This is a genomic window from Sedimentibacter sp., assembly GCF_038562225.1.
GTDB lineage: Bacteria > Bacillota > Clostridia > Tissierellales > Sedimentibacteraceae > Sedimentibacter.
The window spans coordinates 360299-380787 of record NZ_JBCFAS010000002.1; the positions used below are offsets into that span (position 1 = coordinate 360299).

A 20489-nucleotide genomic window follows, 5' to 3' on the forward strand; every position below is an offset into this window, starting at 1 on the left:
CCTGTGTTGATTGTGCTTGAAAACTAAAACGTATAATTTGACTGCTTTTTGCCGACGTTTTCAAGCTTTGCAAAATGAGTGCGATTTTTGTCGCATTTCATATCAACAAGTTGCATTTTAACATTAAAGACAAGCTAAGTCAACAGGTAATTAATTCTTGCGCATTTCAAAGAATTTGCTTAACTTTAGAAATATAATGAACGAAGGAAATTGTTTTTATAAAAAAAATTGAAGACGGAAAATGTTTGTTTGTTGTCTTTTAGAAAACTTTCCTTCTTTTAATTATACTTTTGAAATTGTTAAGATTATTTATTTATTTCATGCTTTATTTGAATTCAAACAGAATCTTTCAAAGTTATAAATTGTCTCCAAAATAAAAACCCCCTGCAAATTTCTCTGCAGGGGGAAAACAAACATTTATTTAGTTTGATTTGGATGTATCTTTAATGTCACTCTTGCCGAATACTATTGAGTAACCTTCTTTTGCCAGTATGAGAGCCAGCACAAACAACAGTACTGGGAATACTATCAATACGAAGTTTCCGGATGCAATGTTGTTTTTAATGAGCAGCGCCAACGCTGATAGAGTAACAACCAGCATGAATACCATGGGTATTGTGATCATGTGGTAGTTCTTGCCTGCTTTCTTCAGGTATACTGCCAGTGCCAGCAGTGCCAGAGCTGCCAGAAGCTGGTTTGCCGATCCGAATATAGGCCATATTTTTGAATAGCCGCCCATTGCCAGATATCCGCCTATAGCAACAGTAATTGCAGTTGATACGTACATGTTTGTAAATATAGGCTGTTTTTCCTTGGATGGATCTTCGAAGAATTCCTGGAATATGAATCTTCCAAGTCTTGTAGCTGTATCAAGGCTTGTAAGTGCAAATGCAGAAACTGCCAGAGCAACAAATGATTTGCCTATTGCAAACGGAATACCGAATTTTGACATGAATGTGCCGACGCCGCTTGAAAATACGTTAACAGGTCCGCCCTTCAACAGTTCAGTCAAATCTGCTTTTGAAATGTATGCAGCTGTTACAAGAGCTATAACTGCCAGAACGCCTTCAATGAGCATTGCGCCGTATCCTATGGTTCTAGCATCTTTTTCATTGTCCATTTGTTTAGAAGTTGTTCCTGAACCAACCAGTGAGTGGAAGCCTGAAATAGCACCGCATGCTACCGTAACAAACAGCATCGGGAACATGTACTGACCGTTTACGTTGAAAGATGTTACTGCATCAAGTTGGATTGTAGGTCTGTAAATCAGAACACCTATTACAGCACCGCCAATCATGGCATAAAGCAAGAATGAGTTCAAATAATCTCTTGGCTGCAGAAGAATCCAAACAGGAGCAGTTGAAGCCACGAAAATGTAAATCATCATTATGAATATCCAGGTTTGAACGCTGAGCTGCAACGGTAATTTGTATCCTAAATAAACGCACAGGAACAGTAAAATTACCCCAACAACAGTACCTGCCTGCAGGGATACTCCCTTTCTGTAAACAATGTAACCAAATGCAACAGCAAGGGCGATGAACATCATGGATGATGATGCAGCGGCTGGAACTGCTGCAAATGTGCTGGCAACTATGTTAGTGAATGCTGCAACAACCAGAAGAAGGGTAAGCCATGCAAATACTGCAAACAGCCTCATACCGTTTCTACCCATGTTTGCATGGATAACTTCTCCTATGGATTTTCCTTTGTGACGGATGGAAGCAAACAGTGAACCGAAGTCGTGAACTCCTCCTACAAAAATACTTCCGATAACAATCCATAAAAATACTGGAACCCAACCGAATATGGCAGCCTGGATAGGTCCGTTTATAGGTCCGGCACCTGCGATGGAAGCAAAGTGATGGCCTAAAAGCACAGCCGGTTTAGTTGGCACATAATCTATGCCGTCATTGATTTCATGAGCCGGAGTTTTTCTTGAGGGATCAATTCCCCATTCCTTGGCAAGCCATGCGCCGTATGTTACGTAGGCTACGATAAAAAGAACAATACTAATTAAGATTAGAACTAATGCATTCATAATAAGCCTCCTTTTATTTATAAAACGATTTCACACAGGTTCAAAAGCTAGGCGCTGTAAACCTTCGCGACCTCCTTTCCCTTCTTGTTTGCAGCTGTCAGGCCTTCATCAAGAGAAACCAGAAGCAGCCTTATATCTGCCCACCCCTTGAATCCAAATGCAAAACCCTTATTATATCTGAACCGTTCTACCTTCCCTTTAAGATTTTCAAAATCTCCGGGCGGCATATTATCCGTCACTGCCACAGCTGTTATTATGCTGGACATGTGTTCACTTGACGGGCTTACTATACATTCAACCGATTTCTTCAATTCTTCAGTGAAACTGTCTAAAACTCTTTCATCTATCTTTTGAAAATGTTTTACCAAGCAATATTCGTTGTTCTCAAAGGCATATACCACTGCCTTTTTGGTAAGAACATATCTTTCATTTCTCAACTTAAACTGCGCGTACAAGTCGTAATTAATGCCGTTTACGACGGTGTTTCTAGATACATCAAAGCTGTTTTTGAGCTTGCTGTCTACCAAATCCAGGTATTGAGAAATATCCATTTTTGCTCCTTCGCATATTTGAAATTTTGTCATTTGCATCATGAATTAATATCCTTACAATTGCATTTTATCACCTGCGACAATTTTAGTCAATTAAAAATTTTTCCGTATTGATAAACATAGCTTTATAAAATCAGCATCTGAGCCACCTTAACGAATTGTTGTCCCTGTCCAGACATGCGGCTATACTGTCTCTTTTTTCAGCAACCGACCATACTCAAAAAACATTCAATTTATAAATAAACATTATATTCGACATATTTCGCATTTAATTTTCTTAATAACCGGACACATTCCTCATTACGCATACGATTGTTTCCATTTGAAGTTAATTCACAGAAGAAATGCTTCGCAGCACAAATGTGAATTTCGATTACTAATTACCTGTTAGTTCTCATGCAGCAGCTCAATGAGTACGAAAGCATGAAACTTGCTGCAAGTATTATGAAGTTAAAAGCATAGTCAAACGTAACTGCAAATCCTGGAAATATGGAAAAAATAGAACCGATTACCAGTCCAAGAATTGTGTAGTATGTATAACCGTAAGCTTTGTCGAAAAGCATGGAGATCAGTTTTGCAAAAAGCAGTATACTAAGAGCAAAACCTATGCCCAGGTAAAAAATCATATAAATATTAAGATTGGAAATGGCACCGATTACAGTTTCATATGCGCCTATGTACATAAGAATAATGGAAGCGCTGATGCCCGGGATTATTGTACCAAATCCGACAATTGCTCCGTACACAATCAGATATATCGGTGTAGCCTGAACATCGCTTATGATGTTTACAGCATTGTTTTCCATATTAGTAAGCATCAGAGTCAATGCCAGTGACACAGCCATGAGGAAAAGATACTTCACTTTAAAGCCTCTCCTGTTAGCTTGTCTCACAACGGACGGCAAGGTGCCAAGCATCAGTCCCATGAAAGCATACCGCACTTCAACCTCATGGTATTTGAACAAATACTCAACAATCCTGCTGAAAACCAGAATTCCTGCAACTCCTCCAATCCCTACGGGCATAAAAAACATTATGTTTTCCCTGAAGTTTCTGTTCAGGTTAGCAATAAAATTAGCCAGCCTGTCATACAAACCGAATATGACGGCCAGAGCTCCTCCGCTCACCCCAGGAGCTATGGCGCCTGCACCCATGGCAACGCCTTTCATAAATCCGCTAAAAAAATTCATCCTCAACACCTCTATTATATGTACCATCATTCAATTATACAGAAATTTACCATTTTAATCAACCTTTTGCGCCTAGATAATCAAAATAATATAAATTCCCCAGATGAAAACCTTTTCTTTTTCCTTTGACTTGCACCGGCTTTGTTGTTATAATTATTACAAATATGCATATTTTGCATTCCAAACAAAAACAGGAGGTTTCTATGTTTAATAATTGTGATGAGCTGAGACAGTATGTCAGGCAGAACAACATCAGGATGATTGATTTCAAGATGATCGATCTGTCGGGACGATGGCGCCATCTCACCATACCGGCTGAAATGTTCACTGAAGAGACTCTGGTAAACGGAATCGGATTTGACGCATCCAACTACGGTTTTGCTCCGCTGGAGAAAAGTGATATGGTCTTTATCCCTGACCTGAAGTCTTCCTTTACGGATCCTTTCTCCCAGGTTCCGACCATTGACATGATCGGTGACGTTTATGTGATCGGAAATCCCCACAAAAAATTTGATCAGGACCCGAGAGTAATTGCTGATGCTGCGGAAAAATATCTCCGCTTTACAGGCATTGCCGATGAAATTCGTATAGGCCCGGAATTTGAATTCTTTGTCTTTGACCATGTAGATTATGAAACTCTTCCCCACAGAACCGGCTTTTGCATTGACTCAGGACAAGCCCACTGGAACAGCGGAACCCCAGGGAATAATCTCGGATTCAAGGTGCCGCGAAAGGGTGGGTACCATATTGATTCGCCCTTTGACGACCTTTGTGACTTAAGGAGTGAAATATGCCTGCTTCTGGATGAACGAAACGTAAAGGTGAAATATCATCACCACGAGGTGGGAGGACCCGGACAGTCTGAAATAGAAGTGGAATTCGGAAATCTTCGCGAAATGGCCGATAAAACCATGCTGGTAAAGTACATAGTCAGAAACACGGCATACAAGGCAGGTAAATCAGCCACATTCATGCCAAAGCCAATTTACGGCGAAGCCGGAAGCGGACTTCATGTACACATGCACCTTTTCAAGGATGGTAAACCGGTATTTTACCACAAGGACGGATATGCAGGCTTAAGCCCAAATGCTCTGTACTTTATCGGAGGCATCCTTAAACATGCTCCTGCCATAAGCGCTCTTGCCAACCCATCAACCAACAGCTACAAGAGGCTGGTTCCCGGATACGAAGCGCCTGTAAACATATGCTTTGCAACTGCAAACCGAAGTGCGGTCATAAGAATCCCCGGATACGCCGTGCAGCCCGAAAAGAAAAGGTTTGAATACCGCGCCGGAGACGGCACATGCAACCCCTACCTGGCATATTCAGCAATGCTCATGGCGGGAATTGATGGTATGCTCAGCAAGACAGACCCTGCAAAAAGCGGCTACGGACCTTACGATGTGAACATGTACAACCTGACCGATGAGGAAAGAAAAAAAATAGGGTCGCTGCCGTCCAGCCTTGAGGCTGCCTTGAGTGCCCTTGAAAAAGACCATGAATTTTTGCTGGCCGGCAATGTTTTTCCAAAAAGGCTGCTGGAAACATGGGTTGAACGAAAAAGGAAGGAAGCATGCGAAGTATCGCTGGTTCCCAATCCTGCGGAATTCGGAATGTACTACGACTTATAAGTAAAAAGGCGGATTTCCCGCCTTTTTACTTATTATTTAGCAGTTTCCTTCGTACACATAGCTTAAACTTTCACGGGCAATGTCTGCCAGACGGTAAACCAAGCTCACATCTGTGGGCTCCTTATCTGTCATTCTGTAGCAGGGGAAGAAGCGGGACAGATGAAGCGGAATATCCCTGTGGATGGAAGCTATGAACTGCGACAGCTTTCTAATTTCATCCTCGCTGTCGTTTTCTCCCGGTATGACAAGAGTCGTAACTTCCACATGGCTGTACCCGTGTGCAAATTTAATGAAATTTTTAACCGTTTCAAGGTCACCCCCGATTTTTTTATAAAAGCCCTCTGTAAATCCTTTCAGATCAATATTGAAGGCATCTATATACGGTATCATATCCCTCATGGGTTCAGTCATGAAGCAGCCGTTTGTAACCACCACGTTCTTCAGGCCTGCTTCCCTGGCAAGTATAGCGCAGTCTCTAACATATTCGTAACCAACTAGAGGCTCGTTGTAGGTGTATGCCAATCCTATGTTTCCCCGCGGCTTAAGGTCTGATGCTGACATGACTAAATCCTCAGGCGAAGTGAAGCTTGCTTTTGATTCTTCCCTGGAGGCCATGGAAATATGGTGATTCTGGCAGAACGTGCACTTTAAATTGCATCCGAAGCTGCCTACGGACAATATTTTGGTGCCGGGATGAAATCGCATGAGAGGTTTTTTTTCAACTGGATCCAGCGCAATTCCGGTCAACAGCCCGTAATTTATGGGGACGATTTTTCCTCCTTCATTTCCTCTGGCCTTGCATAGCCCTCTATGATTTTCTTCGATGCTGCAGTGATGGTGGCATACCATGCATGTTGCTTTCATTTGTGCCTCACCACCTCGAAACGTTCCATGGAATAATTCTCATCCTCGGAGATTCCTGCCTTTTTCAAGGCTATGGAAACCTGCTGCTGTGACGTGTCTATTCCTTCAAGATTTGGAAGAAGAAGGCCTCTTCTGCTTCCTTTCGTCACAATGACTCCGTATCTGACAGGGTCAAGCTCATCCATGGATTCTATTGGTTCCGGCTCTCCCAGCACATCAACGCTGTAAACAAGCAATGGGAGCTCTTCCTCACTGACGGGATAAAAGCGGGGATCTTCCGCTCCTGCGCTTATGGCATTCTGTATGATTTCATCTGCGATGCACCCTGTGGTGGGAGCTATGGTTCCTATGCAGCCCCGCAGCTGCCCGTCAAGCTTCAGGGACACAAACACGCCGGCCTTTCTTTCCAAAAGCTCCTCATCCACAACTTCAGTCTTCCTTATTTTTTTGTGGCTTAACACATAACTTTCAAGGGTTTTTCTGGCAAGACGGACAAAGCTGTCCTCTTCCTTTTTCAGCTCTTCAACCATTTCCTGCTGGTTCTTCTTGTGCACCTCGTCAAAGTGCCTCTCATGATTCTCACCTAATACCTTGAAGGAGGCAACAGCATAACCAACGCCGAATGGTCCTTCATAGGATAGAAGCTTGGGTTCCACAGATTTCCCATCCAGTGCTCCGGCCATTGTAATGAATGATCTCAGGCCGCATTCTGCCGCTGATTCACAAAATTCCTCGTCAAACTTCAAAAATTTCAAAAAATCACCGTACTTCATGGCAGCAGTAACTTCTCTGTCAAAAACCGGTCCTTCCTCCCTGTAGCCGTATGGTCCTTCGTCCTTCAGCATGTGAGAAAGGTCTCCGCTTGCAATGAACACTATGTTCTTGCCGCTTTCTTCAGCAACCTTTGCAATGCATTTTCCGAATCTGTAGTGGTCTGTGAAGGCCAGACCGGATATGGATATTCTAACAAGCTTGTAGTTTTTGTAATACTTGTTCACAAAATGCAGAGGCACCATGGTTCCATGGTCAAGATTCCTGTTTTTTTCGCCCAGCGTTCCTGCATGTATGTTGTTTTTTTCTGCCGCTTGGGACAACTGCTGTACGAACTGGGTATCGTATTCAACTTCCATCCCCACCTGTGCATGGCCGAATTCCCCGAAATTTCCGCCTGCTCCTCTGCCTGGTGAAATGTGTATGTAATCAGAGTACATTACGGAATGGGGAGTAGTGAGAACAATGGTATCCGGCTTGATTTCCGCAATCCTTGCGGCTATTTTTTCATAGGCATCAATGGTTTTCCTGATTTTTAGTTCCTGCCCTCCTCCGATTTCGGGAACTATCAGCGGCGGATGAGGAACTATATAAGCTTCGGTTATTGGCATTTTATCACTCCTTTGGTAGAGCATATAATATTTCATAAGTGCATTATGACCGGCTTGATGATTTTCTTTATAGTTTTATTATATCTTTTTCGTGAAGTTTAAAACATTAAACGGCATGTTTTTGAAAATTATCTGTCTTGCAAGGAGGCTCATTGAGCACTCTGCATTTTAGCTGCCTTTCTGAAAATTAAAAATCCGATGACAAACATAAGGCTTATGAATGCAACCCCTGTTTTGGAGCTGCCGCTTAACTGTGTGGTCACACCCATGAGCATGGTACCTGTAAACGATGCTCCTTTTCCGAAGATGTCAAAGAATCCGAAGTATTCGCTGGATTTTTCCTTGGGTATTATTTTTGCAAAATATGAACGTGACAGTGCCTGTATGGCGCCCTGAAACATTGCGACGCATACTGCCAGGAACCAGAATTCCCAAGCCTTATCAAGCTGGAGAGCAAAAAGTGCTATCAAAAAGTACCCTCCGATACAGAAAGCTATGAGATCCTTTGTTTTATATTTGCGTGAAAGCTTTCCGAATACCAGTGCAAAAGGGAAAGCAACCACCTGTGTAAGCAGCAGGGCAAACAAAAGGTTGTTGTCGCTGATTCCCACATCCTTGCCATAGGATGTGGCCATTTCGATTATTGTATATACTCCGTCAATGTAAAAGAAAAATGCAAGAAGAAACATGAAAATTTCCTTTTGTTTTTTTATATCCCTGAAGGTGTTCAACAATCTTTCCATTGCATCTGAAAAAGGGTGTTCTTTTACCTCAACGTAGTGAACCTGCCTGTAATTTTTAAGAAGCGGCACCGTAACTAACAGCCACCAGGCTGCATTGAGCAAAAATGCCAATCCGGTAGCCCTTGCAGATGTCATGGAAAGTTTCTCCGCGGACAAAATGAGAACAAGGCTTATGACAAAAGGTATACAGCTGCCGATGTATCCCCACGCATATCCCATGGATGACAGCATATCCATTCTGTCATCGGTTGTGACGTCATTGAGCATGGCATCGTAAAAAATAAGACTGGCGGATACTCCTACCTTGGCCAGCACAAACACAGCCAGAAACAAAATCCATGGCATGGGAACCGAAAGCATGGCACATCCTATGACACCCAGCATCAGAAACAATGTGAAAAGAGGCTTTTTGTAGCCCTTGGTGTCTGCCAGGGCACCAAGCGTCGGGCCGAGAATTGCAACAATCAGGGTTGATATGGAAATTGAATACCCCCAATAGGCTGTTGAGTTGGCCAAAGATACACCGTATGACTTGGCAATGTTTTTGAAATAAATGGGTATTATGGTCGATACGAGCATAATGAATGCGGAATTACCCACATCGTACAGTATCCAGTACTTTTCAAGATTGGACAAATTGTTTTTAGCTTTGAACATAGACGCACCCCTTATTTTTATTTATTTAATTTTATAGCAATTTGTTTTTATTTACAAGCAATATGTGGCCGCTTGGCTAATTTGGCAACCGGACATGATGAATGCAGAAAAAGATTTTTCGACAAATTTCTACTTTTTTTACAAATAATTTTTTTCTTCATAAAATCTTCACAACTTTTCGGTAGAATAATTTTGATCTAGATTGTTAATCTTTTACAATTTATGTCCCCTAAAAAAACAAGGTCCCCTAGGGCCTTGTTTTTTGTTATTATCCGAAGTTTCTTTCAAAACGGCTGTTTATTTTTTCTTTGCCTTCTATTTCTGCTGCATATTCCTCCATAAGTCTTGCTGCAGGTTCAATGGCCTGGTTGTACAGCTGCAGAAGGTTTTCGTTAATGCTTTCAAATTCCTTTTCCGGTTCATGCTTCATCATGAGATGAATCATGCTTTCATAATTTCCGGACACTCTCAGCAGTCCTGAAATCACGGACCTTTTAACCCTTCCCGGCGCCACGAGGACATTCAGGTAAAATTTCATGGACTTAAGAGCCTGTTGAACCTGTTCACCTGTTAGCCCGAAAAATCCCGAAATGCACCTTGCATTTTCCACGGTAGGATTTATGTGGCCTGTTGGTTTAAAACTTAAAGGGTTCAAGCCGTCTTTGAGCATAAGTGCTCTATCAAGCTCTGCTTCTATTTCGCTGTGGGTAAAATTTTGTTCATACTTCCTGATCTGCGGGTGGCACTGACTGTCGAGCATGTAGTGGCATATGAATCCTGCAATGTATGCAAGGGCGGCATCAGGGCTGCTGCTTCCTGTTATGGTTTTTCTGGCATTTTCAAAAAAAGCATCTGCTGTCCTGCCGTGTATGGCATGTCCCAGGGAGCTTACTTCGTTGGATTTCAGCGGCTTGAAGTAAAACAGTATGTCCGGACCGTGGAGCCCTATATTGTACAGATCAATGTTTTTCTTGATGGTTTTTTTAAAATCCGGGTCAAGCTTTTGCAGCACATCCCTGCCAAAAGCGTAGTGTGCGTATGTAGTGGGCATGATTCCTCCTGCATTTCAGATATAACATAAATATACCACAAAATCATTCAGTAGTAAATGATGGCTGAAATAAACAAAGGATACAGCTGCATGCACCCTTATGTTCATTGATATAGTATGTTAAAAACGCTTCATGGAATAACTGCGAAACCCTATTATTTCAATTACTCCTGTCGTCATTCTGTTATTACTTTTTCAAGATCTAAAAGCTGTTTTTTCATATCAAGTCCTCCGCCGTAGCCTACGAGGCTTCCGTCGGAGCCCACTACCCTGTGGCATGGAATGAAAATCATTATGGGATTTCTGTTGTTTGCCATTCCCACTGCTCTGCAGGCCTTGGAATTTCCAACTGCCTCGGCAACCTGCCTGTAGCTTCTGGTCTCACCGTACGGAATGTCCAGCAAGGCTTTCCACACACTTTTTTGAAACTCTGTGCCCTGGGGATTAAGAGGCAGGTCAAAGGCGCTTCTTTTTCCGTCCAGGTATTCATAAAGCTGCTGTGCTGCTTTTCTTGCCAGCAAAGATTCGTTCAATCCGGTAAATTCTCCTTCTGAAACCACATCCAAATTTGTTATGTGATTTCCGTCGTCCTGTATGGCAACCAGGCCCAGTTTAGTTTGGTAAACAAACACATTTTTCACATCATCACCTACTAGTCTTCTCTGAAAATAATTTTTCCATCCTTCATATCATCTACTATTGCAAGGCTTTCAATGTTGTACCCTTCACTTCTCAGGCACTCGCCGCCATTCTGGAATCCCTTCTCTATGACTACTCCGATTCCTCTGACTTCTGCTCCGCTTTGGCCTGCCATACCTATGAGTCCTCTCATGGCGCTTCCTTCAGCCAAAAAATCATCTATGATGAGAAGTTTGTCATCTGAACTTAGATACCTTTTGCTTATCATGATGTTGTATTCCTTGTTTTTTGTGTATGAGTGCACCTTTCCTACATATACGTCCTTGTCCAGATTCAGGCTCTGTGTTTTCTTGGCAAAAACAACAGGCACCTTGAAAATCAGTGCTGCCATTATGGCTACGGCGATGCCGCTCACTTCTATGGTTAAAATCTTTGTGATTCCCCTATCCTTAAACAGTCTGTAAAATTCTTCCCCCATTTCGTAAAGGAATCCGGCGTCCAGCTGATGATTTAAAAAACTGTCAACCTTCAATATGTTTCCTTCCCTAATTTCTCCCTTTTCAACTATCATTTTCTTAAGTTTGTCCATGTCATTTCCCTACAATATATTATTTTTATTTATAATATACTAACATGCGACAAAAATCAACATCCCTTTTTAAAAGAACAGGAACCGTTTCAAGTGCATCATCATCCGGCGAACCTTAATTTTCCGTAACCTTCTGTCAGTTCCAGCCTGAATATACTTGGTCGGAAAACTCTATGTTTATCTGCGTCATAAGATTATCGTAGTCAATACCACTTTCCATTCTGTACAGATAATATATGGATTCGTTGTTTTTGCATGGAAGAATTACCGTGAACGCGCAGTCCTGTCCTTCGATGCTCTCCCTCAAAAGACCGCCCCCATGCAGCTCTATTATTGATTTTGAAAGCTCCAGCTCTATATTATATGCGTTTTCATTGAGATTTTCAGCCTTGCATCCGTCCGGCAGACAGGATCCTGCACCAAATTCAACTCTTATTTCCACGCTCACGTCCGATGCTGCTACAGCTGCCTTTATACAGCTTCCCGGATTTGAGCATTTTACGGCATTTGAAAGGAGATTCAATATCACCTTTTTTATTTTGTCTATATCGCAGGATATGGTCTTTTCCTCCACGTTAGTGTCAAAAACAATGTCTATGTCTTTGTCCCTGACTACGTCCTTAGCTCCGAGAACAATTCTTTCCGCTGCCTCAACTATGTTTACATCACAAACATCAAGCTCATACTGGCTTGCGGCTATCCTGGATAAATCAACTAAATTATTTATGAGCTTTGTCATCCTAAAGCAGTTTTGCTTTATGGAATTTACGCTTTTTACGAATTTTTCATCATAAGACTCCGGCTGAGCGCCTTTAACATGAGTCTCCATCAGCTGGGATGCTCCATAGATTATTTCTACAGGGCCTGTCAGCGCCTCATACACATTCAAGAAGATGCTTTCATTTGATTCTGCCTCTTGTTTTAAATAATTCCAGAGTTTTTCCTTATCACCCGTTTCCGGATTAATTCCAGCACTTGATTCTTCCCGGGCAACATTCCTCTTACCTGTCCCCTGCCCTGATACAGCAGTTAAGCTTACGTTTGAACTTATGGTTTCGCCATTTGCCTGTCCTTTAAAGGGCAAAACAACACCCATTTTTTTGCTTGTCATAAAGAAGTCCCCCTTTCCTTATCTTTTGCTTTCTTTTTATATACCAAATAAAAAGCGTTTAAAACAGTAAATCAGAAATTTTGCCCTTCAAAATAAAAAAACAATTGTTACAAAAATTAAATAACAAGTGTTTTCTGTCGAATCACGCCGCAAAAGAAACGAAATGAATCAATCAATTGCTTTACATTTAAAGCGCTTCTCTTTACTGAAGATTATACTTTTGAGTAACATATTCATCAAGATACTTTGCGGCAACCTTTGTAGAAGCAACGGCTTCCACAACAGTCTTTGCTCCCGTCACCACATCGCCGGATGCAAAAACCCCTTCCTTTGTGGTTCTTCCCGTTTCGTCGATTACAACCAGTCCAAGCCTGTCAAGTTTCAGTCCCATTGTGGAATCGGCCACCAGAGATCTTGGTCCCTGGCTTATGGAAATTATCACAGAATCCGCATCATAGCTTACTTCCTCAGGCCCATCTGAGTCTGTCTTCTGGAACTTCACATGGCTGTCCCTGATTTCCAGAGGCGAGCGATAAAACCGGAAATTCACACCGTCAAGTTTGGCAAAGTTTATTTCAGCCTTGCTGGAGGGCATGTCATCTTCTCCCTTTCTGTAGTAAACTGTGACTTCCTTTGCTCCTCTTCGTATGGCAGTCCTGGCGCAGTCAAGAGCCACATTACCGCCGCCTATGACAGCAACCTTGTCACCAAGGTTGTGGGTGTCCGGGCTTCTGAGGTAATCTATGGCATAAAATGCATTTCCGAGACTTTCTCCCGGTATGTTAAGCTTCCTGGGTTTCCACGTTCCGGTGGAAACGAAGACTGCCTTGTATCCGTCCCTGAACATGTCATCAAGGGTTATTACAGTGCCCACCAGCGTGTTCGGTCTTATTTTCACTCCCATTTTCAGCAGTATGTCATGGTACTTGTCAAGAATTTTCTTCGGAAGACGAAATTCCGGAATTCCATACCTAAGAACTCCTCCAATTTTGTCATGGGATTCGAATATGGTTATGTCGTATCCCTTTCTTGCCAGAAGTATGGCCATTGTCAGTCCTGCAGGACCGGAGCCGATTATTCCCACCTTCTTTTCAGGATTTATCTCAGGTTTGAAATCCACGCAGTTTAGGTAATAATCTGATGTATAGTGTTCGATGGAGCCTGTCTGTATTGGGCTTCCCTTTATGCCCAATATGCAGTGACCCATGCAGAATTCCTCGTGAGGACAAATGAGACCGGTGATAACCGACAAAGGATTGTTTTCAAACAATATCCTGCCTGCTTCCTTTATGTTGTTTTCTCTCAACAGCCCTATGACTTCCTTCATTGGAGTTGAAACCGGGCATCCCCTCTGGCATGCCGGATTCTTGCACTGCACGCATCTTTTGTTTTCTTCCCATATATTGTTGATCATATTTCCCTCCGTCATGTTTCCAGTGATTTTTTATAATATATACTAAGATTTCATTGAAGTCAAGCGAATAAGTAGGTTAAAAATAAAACAATGGGCGAATCGTTTCACCCATTGTTCAGTATTCATCATGCGCACAGGGTATTGTCCCCGCGGACTACCGTATGACGCTTTTTCCCATAAGATATTTATCTACTTCCCTGGCTGCAAGCTTTCCTTCCTGTATGGCCCACACCACGAGGCTTTGTCCTCTTCTCATGTCACCTGCAGCAAAAAGCTTCTCCACATTGGTTTTGAACACGCCGTATTCGGCTTTAACATTGCTTCTGGGGTCCCTTTCAAGCTTAAGCTCGTCAAGGATGGTGTCTTCAGGTCCCAAAAATCCCATGGCTATTATTACCATGTCTGCTTTCCATACCTTTTCGCTTCCGGGAACTTCAGCAGGTATCACTCTGCCTTTTTCATCCTTCACCCATTTCACTTCAACCGTATGAACTTCAGTCACCTGTCCGTTTTCATTTCCAACGATCTTCCTGGTTGATATGTTGTAGTTTCTCGGGTCCTTTCTGTAAAGGCTTATTGCTTCTTCCTGGCCGTAATCCACCTTCAGCTTCTTGGGCCATTCAGGCCACGGATTTGTTTCCTCGTTCCTCTCCTTTGGAGGTTCGGGCATTATCTCTAACTGGAACACGCTTTTGCATCCCTGTCTGATTGACGTTCCAACACAGTCTGTTCCCGTGTCTCCTCCTCCGATGACGATTACATTCTTTCCCTTGGCAGACAGAGACTCATTGGGTGCTTTTACCGTCTTAAGCACATTCTTGGTGCTGTTTGTGAGAAACTCAATGGCAGGATAAACTCCCTTCAGGTCCTTTCCATCCACATCCAAGCCCCTTGCCTTCTTCGCCCCGCCGCAAAGCACCACGGCATCGTTTCTGTCCAGCAGCTCGTGGGTTGTTATGTCGGTTCCCACTTCTACGTTGAAAACAAACTTGATTCCTGATTTCTTCATCAGGTCTATGCGCCTGTCTACGACCTTCTTGTCAAGCTTCATGTTCGGAATTCCGTACATGAGAAGCCCTCCCGGCTTGTCTTCTCTTTCATACACCGTAACGTCGTGACCAACGGCATTCAGGTAGTACGCAGCCGATAAACCGGATGGACCGGCTCCCACAACAACTGCCTTCTTTCCGGTTTCCCTTGTTTTTCTGGGTTTTACCCAGCCTTCCTTGTACGCCTTTTCAATTATCTCGTACTCTATGTCGTGAATGGCTACCGGGTCACCGATGTGACCCTCTGTGCAGGAGCCCTCGCAAGGCGATGGGCAGACCCTCCCCGTAAATTCGGGGAAAGGATTTGTTCTCACCAGCATTTTGTAAGCAAGCTCCCACTGTCCGCGATACACCAAATCATTCCATTCGGGTATCAGGTTGTGCATGGGGCAGCCCGCCACCAGTCCGTTTAAGATTATGCCTCCCTGGCAGAACGGTGTACCGCAGTTCATGCACCTTGCTCCCTGAAGCTGCAGCTCTTCCGTTTCCATGGGAAGCTTTATTTCATTCCAGTCCTTTATTCTGTCCTTAGGACTTCTCTTTTTATGTTCCTGTCTTGTATATTCTAAAAAACCCGTTGCTTTTCCCATTGCATTACCTCCCTGTGACCTTTACTTCGCAAAGTTTTCCACGTTTTCATTTTTTGTTTCAGGCTTTTCCTTTACAGCATATCTTTCCCTGTAGGCGTAACTCATGGCCTCATGGCCGGTCAAGCCTAACCTGTATGCCTCTTCGATGCTTTCCATCATGTGCTTGTATTCAACAGGGATTATCTTTGTAAATCTGTGGGAATAGCTCTCCCAGTCATGCAGTATCAACTTACCCTGAGTGCTGCCTGTGTAATCAACATGCTTCTGGATCATTTCCTTTATTTCATCCATTTCCTTTTCGCTTGTAATGGTCTCCACGTTTGTTATGGAGCTATTCAGGTAGTGTTCTTCAAAGTCAAGGACATACACCGTTCCGCCTGACATGCCTGCTGCAAAATTTCTTCCTGTCTTGCCCAGAATAACAACCTTTCCGCCTGTCATGTATTCGCAGCCGTGGTCTCCAACTCCTTCTATTACAGCCTTCATGCCGCTGTTTCGTATGCAGAATCTCTCGCCTGCCCTTCCACAGATATAAGCTTCTCCCGAAGTGGCTCCGTAGAATGCGGCATTTCCTATGATTATGTTGTTCTGTGGCACAAAGTCTGAAGACTTTGGAGGATACACGATGATCTTTCCGCCTGACAGTCCCTTTCCTATATAGTCGTTTGAATCTCCTTCAAGCTCCAGCGTCATTCCCTTGGGTATGAACGCTCCGAAGCTTTGTCCGGCCGTTCCAACGAAATTCAGTTTGATAGTGTCATCTTCGAGTCCCTTTTCGCCGAACTTCTTGGATATTTCGCTTCCTATGATGGTTCCCACAACCCTGTCCGTGTTCTTGATCTTCAGTTTTACGCTGATGGGTTTCTGGTTTTCCAACGCAGGTTTAACCATTTTAAGAAGCTTCTTCATGTCGAGAGTCTTGTCGAGCATGTGGTTCTGGGGCTGAGTGTTGTACCTTCCAACCTCTGCTCCTGCAAAAGGCTGGTACAATATTTGTGACATGTCAACTGTCTTTGCTTTCCAGTTGTTTATGCTGTCTTTTTGTCTAAGCTTGTCGGTTCTTCCAACCATTTCCTTTATGGTTCTGAAGCCCAGCTGAGCCATAATTTCACGAAGTTCCCTTGCCATGAAGCGCATGAAGTTTTCTACATACTCCGGCTTTCCCTTGAAATTCTTTCTAAGCTTTTCATCCTGTGTGGCAACTCCCACAGGGCATGTGTTGAGGTTGCACACCCTCATCATTACGCATCCCAGAACTATTAAAGGAGTTGTTGCAAAACCGAATTCCTCCGCTCCAAGCATTGCAGCTATGGCAATATCCCTTCCTGACAGAAGCTTTCCGTCAGTCTCCAGCGCCACTCTGTCTCTTAAATTGTTCAGCACCAAAGTCTGGTGAGCTTCGGCCAGACCAAGCTCCCACGGAAGTCCCGTGTTCCTGATGCTTGTTCTTGGAGCCGCGCCTGTTCCTCCGTCGTAACCGCTTACAAGTATTACATCCGCCTTGCCTTTCGCAAGACCTGCAGCTACAGTTCCAACTCCTGCTTCGGATACCAGCTTCACGTTTATGCGCGCATAGCGATTTGCATTCTTCAGATCATGGATGAGCTCTCCTATGTCTTCTATTGAATATATGTCATGGTGCGGCGGAGGCGATATGAGTGTAACGCCCGGAGTTGAATGTCTTACCCTTCCTATTTCCGGATAAACCTTAAGACCAGGCAGCTGTCCGCCTTCGCCCGGCTTGGCGCCCTGGGCCATCTTTATCTGTATTTCCCTTGCATTCACAAGGTAATTGCTGGTTACTCCGAAGCGTCCGGAAGCTACCTGTTTGATGGCGCTATTTTTAGAGTCGCCGTTTTCCAATATTTTAAATCGTTCAGAGTCTTCTCCGCCTTCACCTGTGTTGCTCTTGCCTCCCAGCCTGTTCATGGCTACGGCCAGACATTCGTGGGCTTCCTTGCTCAGTGAACCGTAGGACATTGCTCCGGTCTTGAATTTCTTCACTATTGAGTCAACGGATTCCACTTCCTCAACAGGAATGGCTTCCTTTGGATTGCAGTTGAAATCCAGCAGGTTTCTTAAAGTATATACCTTTTCTTCGTTTATCTTGTCGGAATACTGCTTGTAGAGGCTGTAGTTTCCTTCCCTGCAGGCCTTTTGAAGCATGTAGATTGTTTCCGGATTGTACATGTGCTCCTCGCCGTCGTCAAGGCACTGGAAGTATCCTCCCACCTCAAGGGTGTCAGTATACGGCGAATTTTCATCGTAGGCGCTTTCATGCCTCATCTGATTCTCAACGGCTATTTCTTCAAGACCTATGCCTTCGATTCTTGAAGGAGTTTTCGTGAAGTATTTGTCCACAACTTCCTTCTTGATTCCCACAGCTTCAAAAATTTGTGCTCCGTGGTAGCTTCTGATGGTGGAAATACCCATCTTTGATATTACCTTGAGTATGCCTTTCACCATGGCCTTGATGTAGTTTTTCTTAGCTTCTTCCGCAGATATGCCGTTTAATGACTTGCTGTCTGCCAGGTCCTTGATTGTTTCAAATACAAGGTATGGGTTTATGGCAGTTACGCCGTATCCTATGAGCGTGCAGAAATGGTGCACTTCTCTGGGTTCTCCTGATTCAAGCACTATTCCCATGTTTGTTCTTTTTTCCATGCGCGTCATGTACTGGTGGAGTCCCGAAGCAGCCAGAAGAGCCGGAACTGCTGCATAATCCCTGTTAACTCCCCTGTCTGACAGAAGAATTATGTTAGCACCTCTCAATACTGCCGTATCGGCTTCTGCAAATATTCTGTCAAGAGCCTTTTCCATGGCGGCAGGTCCTTCGGAAACCTTGTAGAGCATGGAAACCGTGGCAACCCTGAACTTGTCGTTGTTCAGGTGTCTGATTGTGTTCAGCTGCTCGTTTGTAAGTATCGGATTTTCAAGAAACAAGCTTGCCGAATTGTCACCGTCGGGATTTATGAGGTTTCCGCTGTCACCCAGACAAACGCTGGTGGATGTGATTATCTCTTCCCTTATGGCGTCAATGGGAGGATTCGTAACCTGTGCAAACAACTGTTTGAAGTACAGATAAAGCATCTGAGGTTTTTCCGACAAAACAGCCAACGGAGAATCTATTCCCATGGAGCCTACAGGCTCTTCTCCTTCAATGGCGGTAGGCAAAATTCCCTTTGCTATGTCCTCGTATGTGTAACCGAATGATTTCTGCTGCTGGACAAGGTCTTTTATCTTTCCTTCCTTTTCAAGAGCAACCGGCAGGTCATTGAGATTAATTACGTGCTTTTGGTTCCATTCGGCGTATGGGCGCAGCGTTGAAACATATTTTTTCAGTTCGTCGTCTGTTATTATTCTCTTTGCATTAGTGTCGATGAGGAGCATCTTGCCGGGTTCCAGCCTGCCCTTGTACTTTATGTTCTCATTGTCAATATCTATTACTCCAACCTCGGAAGCTAGTATAACCCTGTCATCTTTTGTGATGTAGTATCTGGAAGGCCTCAGTCCGTTTCTGTCCAGTATTCCTCCTATGATGTCGCCGTCTGTGAACGCCATGGCAGCAGGACCGTCCCATGCTTCCATAAGGAAGTTGTTGAACTTGTAAAATTCTCTTTTTTCCTTTGACATTACCTTGTTCTTTTCCCAGGGCTCCGGAATCATCATCATGATTGATTCCTGAAGTGATCTGCCTGTTAGGTACAAGAATTCCAGACAGTTGTCGAACATTGAGGAGTCGCTTCCCGTTTCATCTATAATAGGAAACACCTTGTGAATGTTTTCAAAGTACGGAGAAGTCATCCTTTTTTGTCTTGCATTCATCCAGTTGACATTTCCCCTGATTGTGTTTATCTCGCCGTTGTGAACCAGGTACCTGTTTGGATGGGCTCTCTCCCAGCTTGGGAACGTGTTTGTGCTGAACCTTGAATGTATCATGGCCAGAGCAGATTTGAACTCAAGATCCGACAAGTCAAGGTAGAAATTCCTCAGCTGCTCGGAAGTGAGCATTCCCTTGTAAACAACCGTCTTAGCTGAAAGGCTGGCAAAATAGAAAATTCCGCCGTTTTGTTCGCTCATGGGACCAATGGTCTTTTCCGCCCTTTTTCTTATGACGTACAGTTTTCTTTCATAGGTCATGGCGTCGGTTATGCTTTCGCTTTTACGGATAAATACCTGTATTATTCTGGGCATGGATGACTTTGCTTTTTCTCCTATGATGGTTCCGTCCACCGGAACATCCCTCCAGCCCAGTATTTCCTGACCTTCATCTTCAACGATGTCGGCAAAAGTCTTCATTTGTATGCTTCTGAATTTGTCATACTTGTGGGCAAATATCATGCCTACGGCATAATTTCCTTCTTCTGGCAGTTCAAAATCAAGTACCTGGCATTCGCGTTTGAAAAAGTCATGGGGTATCTGTACAGTTATGCCCGCGCCGTCGCCTGATTCATCAGAACCACTGGCTCCCCTGTGGCTCATGTTTTCAAGTACTGTCAAAGCATCATCCACGATATCATAAGATTTTTCGCCATTTATGTTAACGACAAAACCCATTCCGCATGCATCATGTTCAAATGCCGGGTCATAAAGACCTTGTCTCCTTGGTGTTCCATAGTTCTTCATATTAAATCTCCCCATTCATTTTAATCTGTGATATAAATTGTCACTATTATAGTCGATATTTCATAAACATACAAGTATTATTTTTATTTTTTGTAACAATTTTTTTCGTTTTATTAACTTCATCGAATTTTGAAGAGATTTTTTTGTTATTTTTTTGTTTTTTAAAATCTATTGACTACCTTTTATTTCGTTTTTGTAACATTTAAAGGCTTTACTATTTTCAATATACTAAAAATAATGAATTTCTGTTTCTTGCACGCCTGGTTTTCATCAACACAATTAATAAATGCTTATATGCATTATTCATTGATATTGTATAAAAAACCGAAGACAAGGAAACGTTTCGTACGATTCCTTGTCT

Annotated in this window: 14 protein-coding genes; 1 reads left to right on the forward strand and 13 read right to left on the reverse strand. The window is 43.2% G+C overall.

Features of this window, described 5'->3' with window-relative positions:
• Positions 1–421 precede the first annotated feature (421 nt).
• The 3 genes from AAGU76_RS08190 to AAGU76_RS08200 all read right to left on the reverse strand — a co-directional run bounded on the left by AAGU76_RS08190 (position 422) and on the right by AAGU76_RS08200 (position 3782).
• Complete coding sequence (locus AAGU76_RS08190; RefSeq protein ID WP_342484987.1) at positions 422–2041, reverse strand: carbon starvation protein A; 1620 nt, start codon at positions 2039–2041, stop codon at positions 422–424.
• 47 nt (positions 2042–2088) lie between these two features.
• On the reverse strand, positions 2089–2592 hold the full coding sequence (locus AAGU76_RS08195) for a hypothetical protein (protein WP_342484988.1): 504 nt from the start codon (positions 2590–2592) through the stop codon (positions 2089–2091).
• Between the two features lie 380 nt (positions 2593–2972).
• Positions 2973–3782: a DUF368 domain-containing protein gene (locus AAGU76_RS08200; protein WP_342484989.1), complete on the reverse strand. Its 810-nt coding sequence runs from the start codon at positions 3780–3782 to the stop codon at positions 2973–2975.
• A gap of 203 nt (positions 3783–3985) precedes the next feature.
• Here AAGU76_RS08200 and glnA point away from each other — a divergent pair, with 203 nt between their 5' ends.
• Positions 3986–5413, forward strand: a complete 1428-nt coding sequence (glnA, locus tag AAGU76_RS08205; protein WP_342484990.1) for a type I glutamate--ammonia ligase — start codon at positions 3986–3988, stop codon at positions 5411–5413.
• A gap of 36 nt (positions 5414–5449) precedes the next feature.
• Here glnA and amrS read toward each other — a convergent pair whose 3' ends face one another.
• The 10 genes from amrS to gltB all read right to left on the reverse strand — a co-directional run bounded on the left by amrS (position 5450) and on the right by gltB (position 20128).
• Entirely contained in the window at positions 5450–6277 is an 828-nt protein-coding gene (gene amrS, locus AAGU76_RS08210) for an AmmeMemoRadiSam system radical SAM enzyme (protein WP_342484991.1), read from the reverse strand.
• On the reverse strand, positions 6274–7659 hold the full coding sequence (amrA, locus tag AAGU76_RS08215) for an AmmeMemoRadiSam system protein A (protein ID WP_342484992.1): 1386 nt from the start codon (positions 7657–7659) through the stop codon (positions 6274–6276). The genes amrS and amrA overlap by 4 nt, the downstream gene beginning before the upstream one ends.
• 149 nt (positions 7660–7808) lie before the next feature.
• Entirely contained in the window at positions 7809–9059 is a 1251-nt protein-coding gene (locus tag AAGU76_RS08220; protein WP_342484993.1) for an MFS transporter, read from the reverse strand.
• A 268-nt stretch (positions 9060–9327) separates the two neighbouring features.
• A complete protein-coding gene (locus tag AAGU76_RS08225; RefSeq protein WP_342484994.1) occupies positions 9328–10110 on the reverse strand; it encodes a zinc dependent phospholipase C family protein in 783 nt (260 codons plus the stop codon).
• A gap of 176 nt (positions 10111–10286) precedes the next feature.
• Positions 10287–10751, reverse strand: a complete 465-nt coding sequence (locus AAGU76_RS08230) for a methylated-DNA--[protein]-cysteine S-methyltransferase (protein WP_342484995.1) — start codon at positions 10749–10751, stop codon at positions 10287–10289.
• Positions 10752–10762: 11 nt separating this feature from the next.
• Positions 10763–11338 (reverse strand): xanthine phosphoribosyltransferase, encoded by a 576-nt coding sequence (locus tag AAGU76_RS08235; protein ID WP_342484996.1) that lies wholly within the window; start codon positions 11336–11338, stop codon positions 10763–10765.
• A gap of 136 nt (positions 11339–11474) precedes the next feature.
• Positions 11475–12449: a HAMP domain-containing sensor histidine kinase gene (locus AAGU76_RS08240; protein WP_342484997.1), complete on the reverse strand. Its 975-nt coding sequence runs from the start codon at positions 12447–12449 to the stop codon at positions 11475–11477.
• A 202-nt stretch (positions 12450–12651) separates the two neighbouring features.
• Positions 12652–13863, reverse strand: coding sequence for an NAD(P)-dependent oxidoreductase (locus tag AAGU76_RS08245; protein WP_342484998.1), 1212 nt, complete (start codon positions 13861–13863; stop codon positions 12652–12654).
• Between the two features lie 154 nt (positions 13864–14017).
• On the reverse strand, positions 14018–15502 hold the full coding sequence (locus AAGU76_RS08250; protein WP_342484999.1) for a glutamate synthase subunit beta: 1485 nt from the start codon (positions 15500–15502) through the stop codon (positions 14018–14020).
• 21 nt (positions 15503–15523) lie between these two features.
• The gene (gene gltB, locus AAGU76_RS08255; RefSeq protein WP_342485000.1) at positions 15524–20128 is read right to left on the reverse strand and encodes a glutamate synthase large subunit; all 4605 of its coding nucleotides are present in this window, start codon (positions 20126–20128) and stop codon (positions 15524–15526) included.
• Positions 20129–20489: the final 361 nt, after the last annotated feature.

Excerpts from the sequence above, each read along its gene's own strand:
- amrA (WP_342484992.1), bottom strand. The coding sequence starts at position 7,659 with ATGCCAATAACCGAAGCTTATATAGTTCCTCATCCGCCGCTGATAGTT.
- AAGU76_RS08195 (WP_342484988.1), bottom strand. The coding sequence starts at position 2,592 with ATGGATATTTCTCAATACCTGGATTTGGTAGACAGCAAGCTCAAAAAC.
- AAGU76_RS08200 (WP_342484989.1), bottom strand. The coding sequence starts at position 3,782 with ATGAATTTTTTTAGCGGATTTATGAAAGGCGTTGCCATGGGTGCAGGC.
- AAGU76_RS08245 (WP_342484998.1), bottom strand. The coding sequence starts at position 13,863 with ATGATCAACAATATATGGGAAGAAAACAAAAGATGCGTGCAGTGCAAG.
- AAGU76_RS08250 (WP_342484999.1), bottom strand. The coding sequence starts at position 15,502 with ATGGGAAAAGCAACGGGTTTTTTAGAATATACAAGACAGGAACATAAA.
- AAGU76_RS08240 (WP_342484997.1), bottom strand. The coding sequence starts at position 12,449 with ATGACAAGCAAAAAAATGGGTGTTGTTTTGCCCTTTAAAGGACAGGCA.
- AAGU76_RS08220 (WP_342484993.1), bottom strand. The coding sequence starts at position 9,059 with ATGTTCAAAGCTAAAAACAATTTGTCCAATCTTGAAAAGTACTGGATA.
- AAGU76_RS08225 (WP_342484994.1), bottom strand. The coding sequence starts at position 10,110 with ATGCCCACTACATACGCACACTACGCTTTTGGCAGGGATGTGCTGCAA.
- AAGU76_RS08190 (WP_342484987.1), bottom strand. The coding sequence starts at position 2,041 with ATGAATGCATTAGTTCTAATCTTAATTAGTATTGTTCTTTTTATCGTA.
- glnA (WP_342484990.1), top strand. The coding sequence starts at position 3,986 with ATGTTTAATAATTGTGATGAGCTGAGACAGTATGTCAGGCAGAACAAC.
- AAGU76_RS08235 (WP_342484996.1), bottom strand. The coding sequence starts at position 11,338 with ATGGACAAACTTAAGAAAATGATAGTTGAAAAGGGAGAAATTAGGGAA.
- gltB (WP_342485000.1), bottom strand. The coding sequence starts at position 20,128 with ATGAAGAACTATGGAACACCAAGGAGACAAGGTCTTTATGACCCGGCA.
- amrS (WP_342484991.1), bottom strand. The coding sequence starts at position 6,277 with ATGAAAGCAACATGCATGGTATGCCACCATCACTGCAGCATCGAAGAA.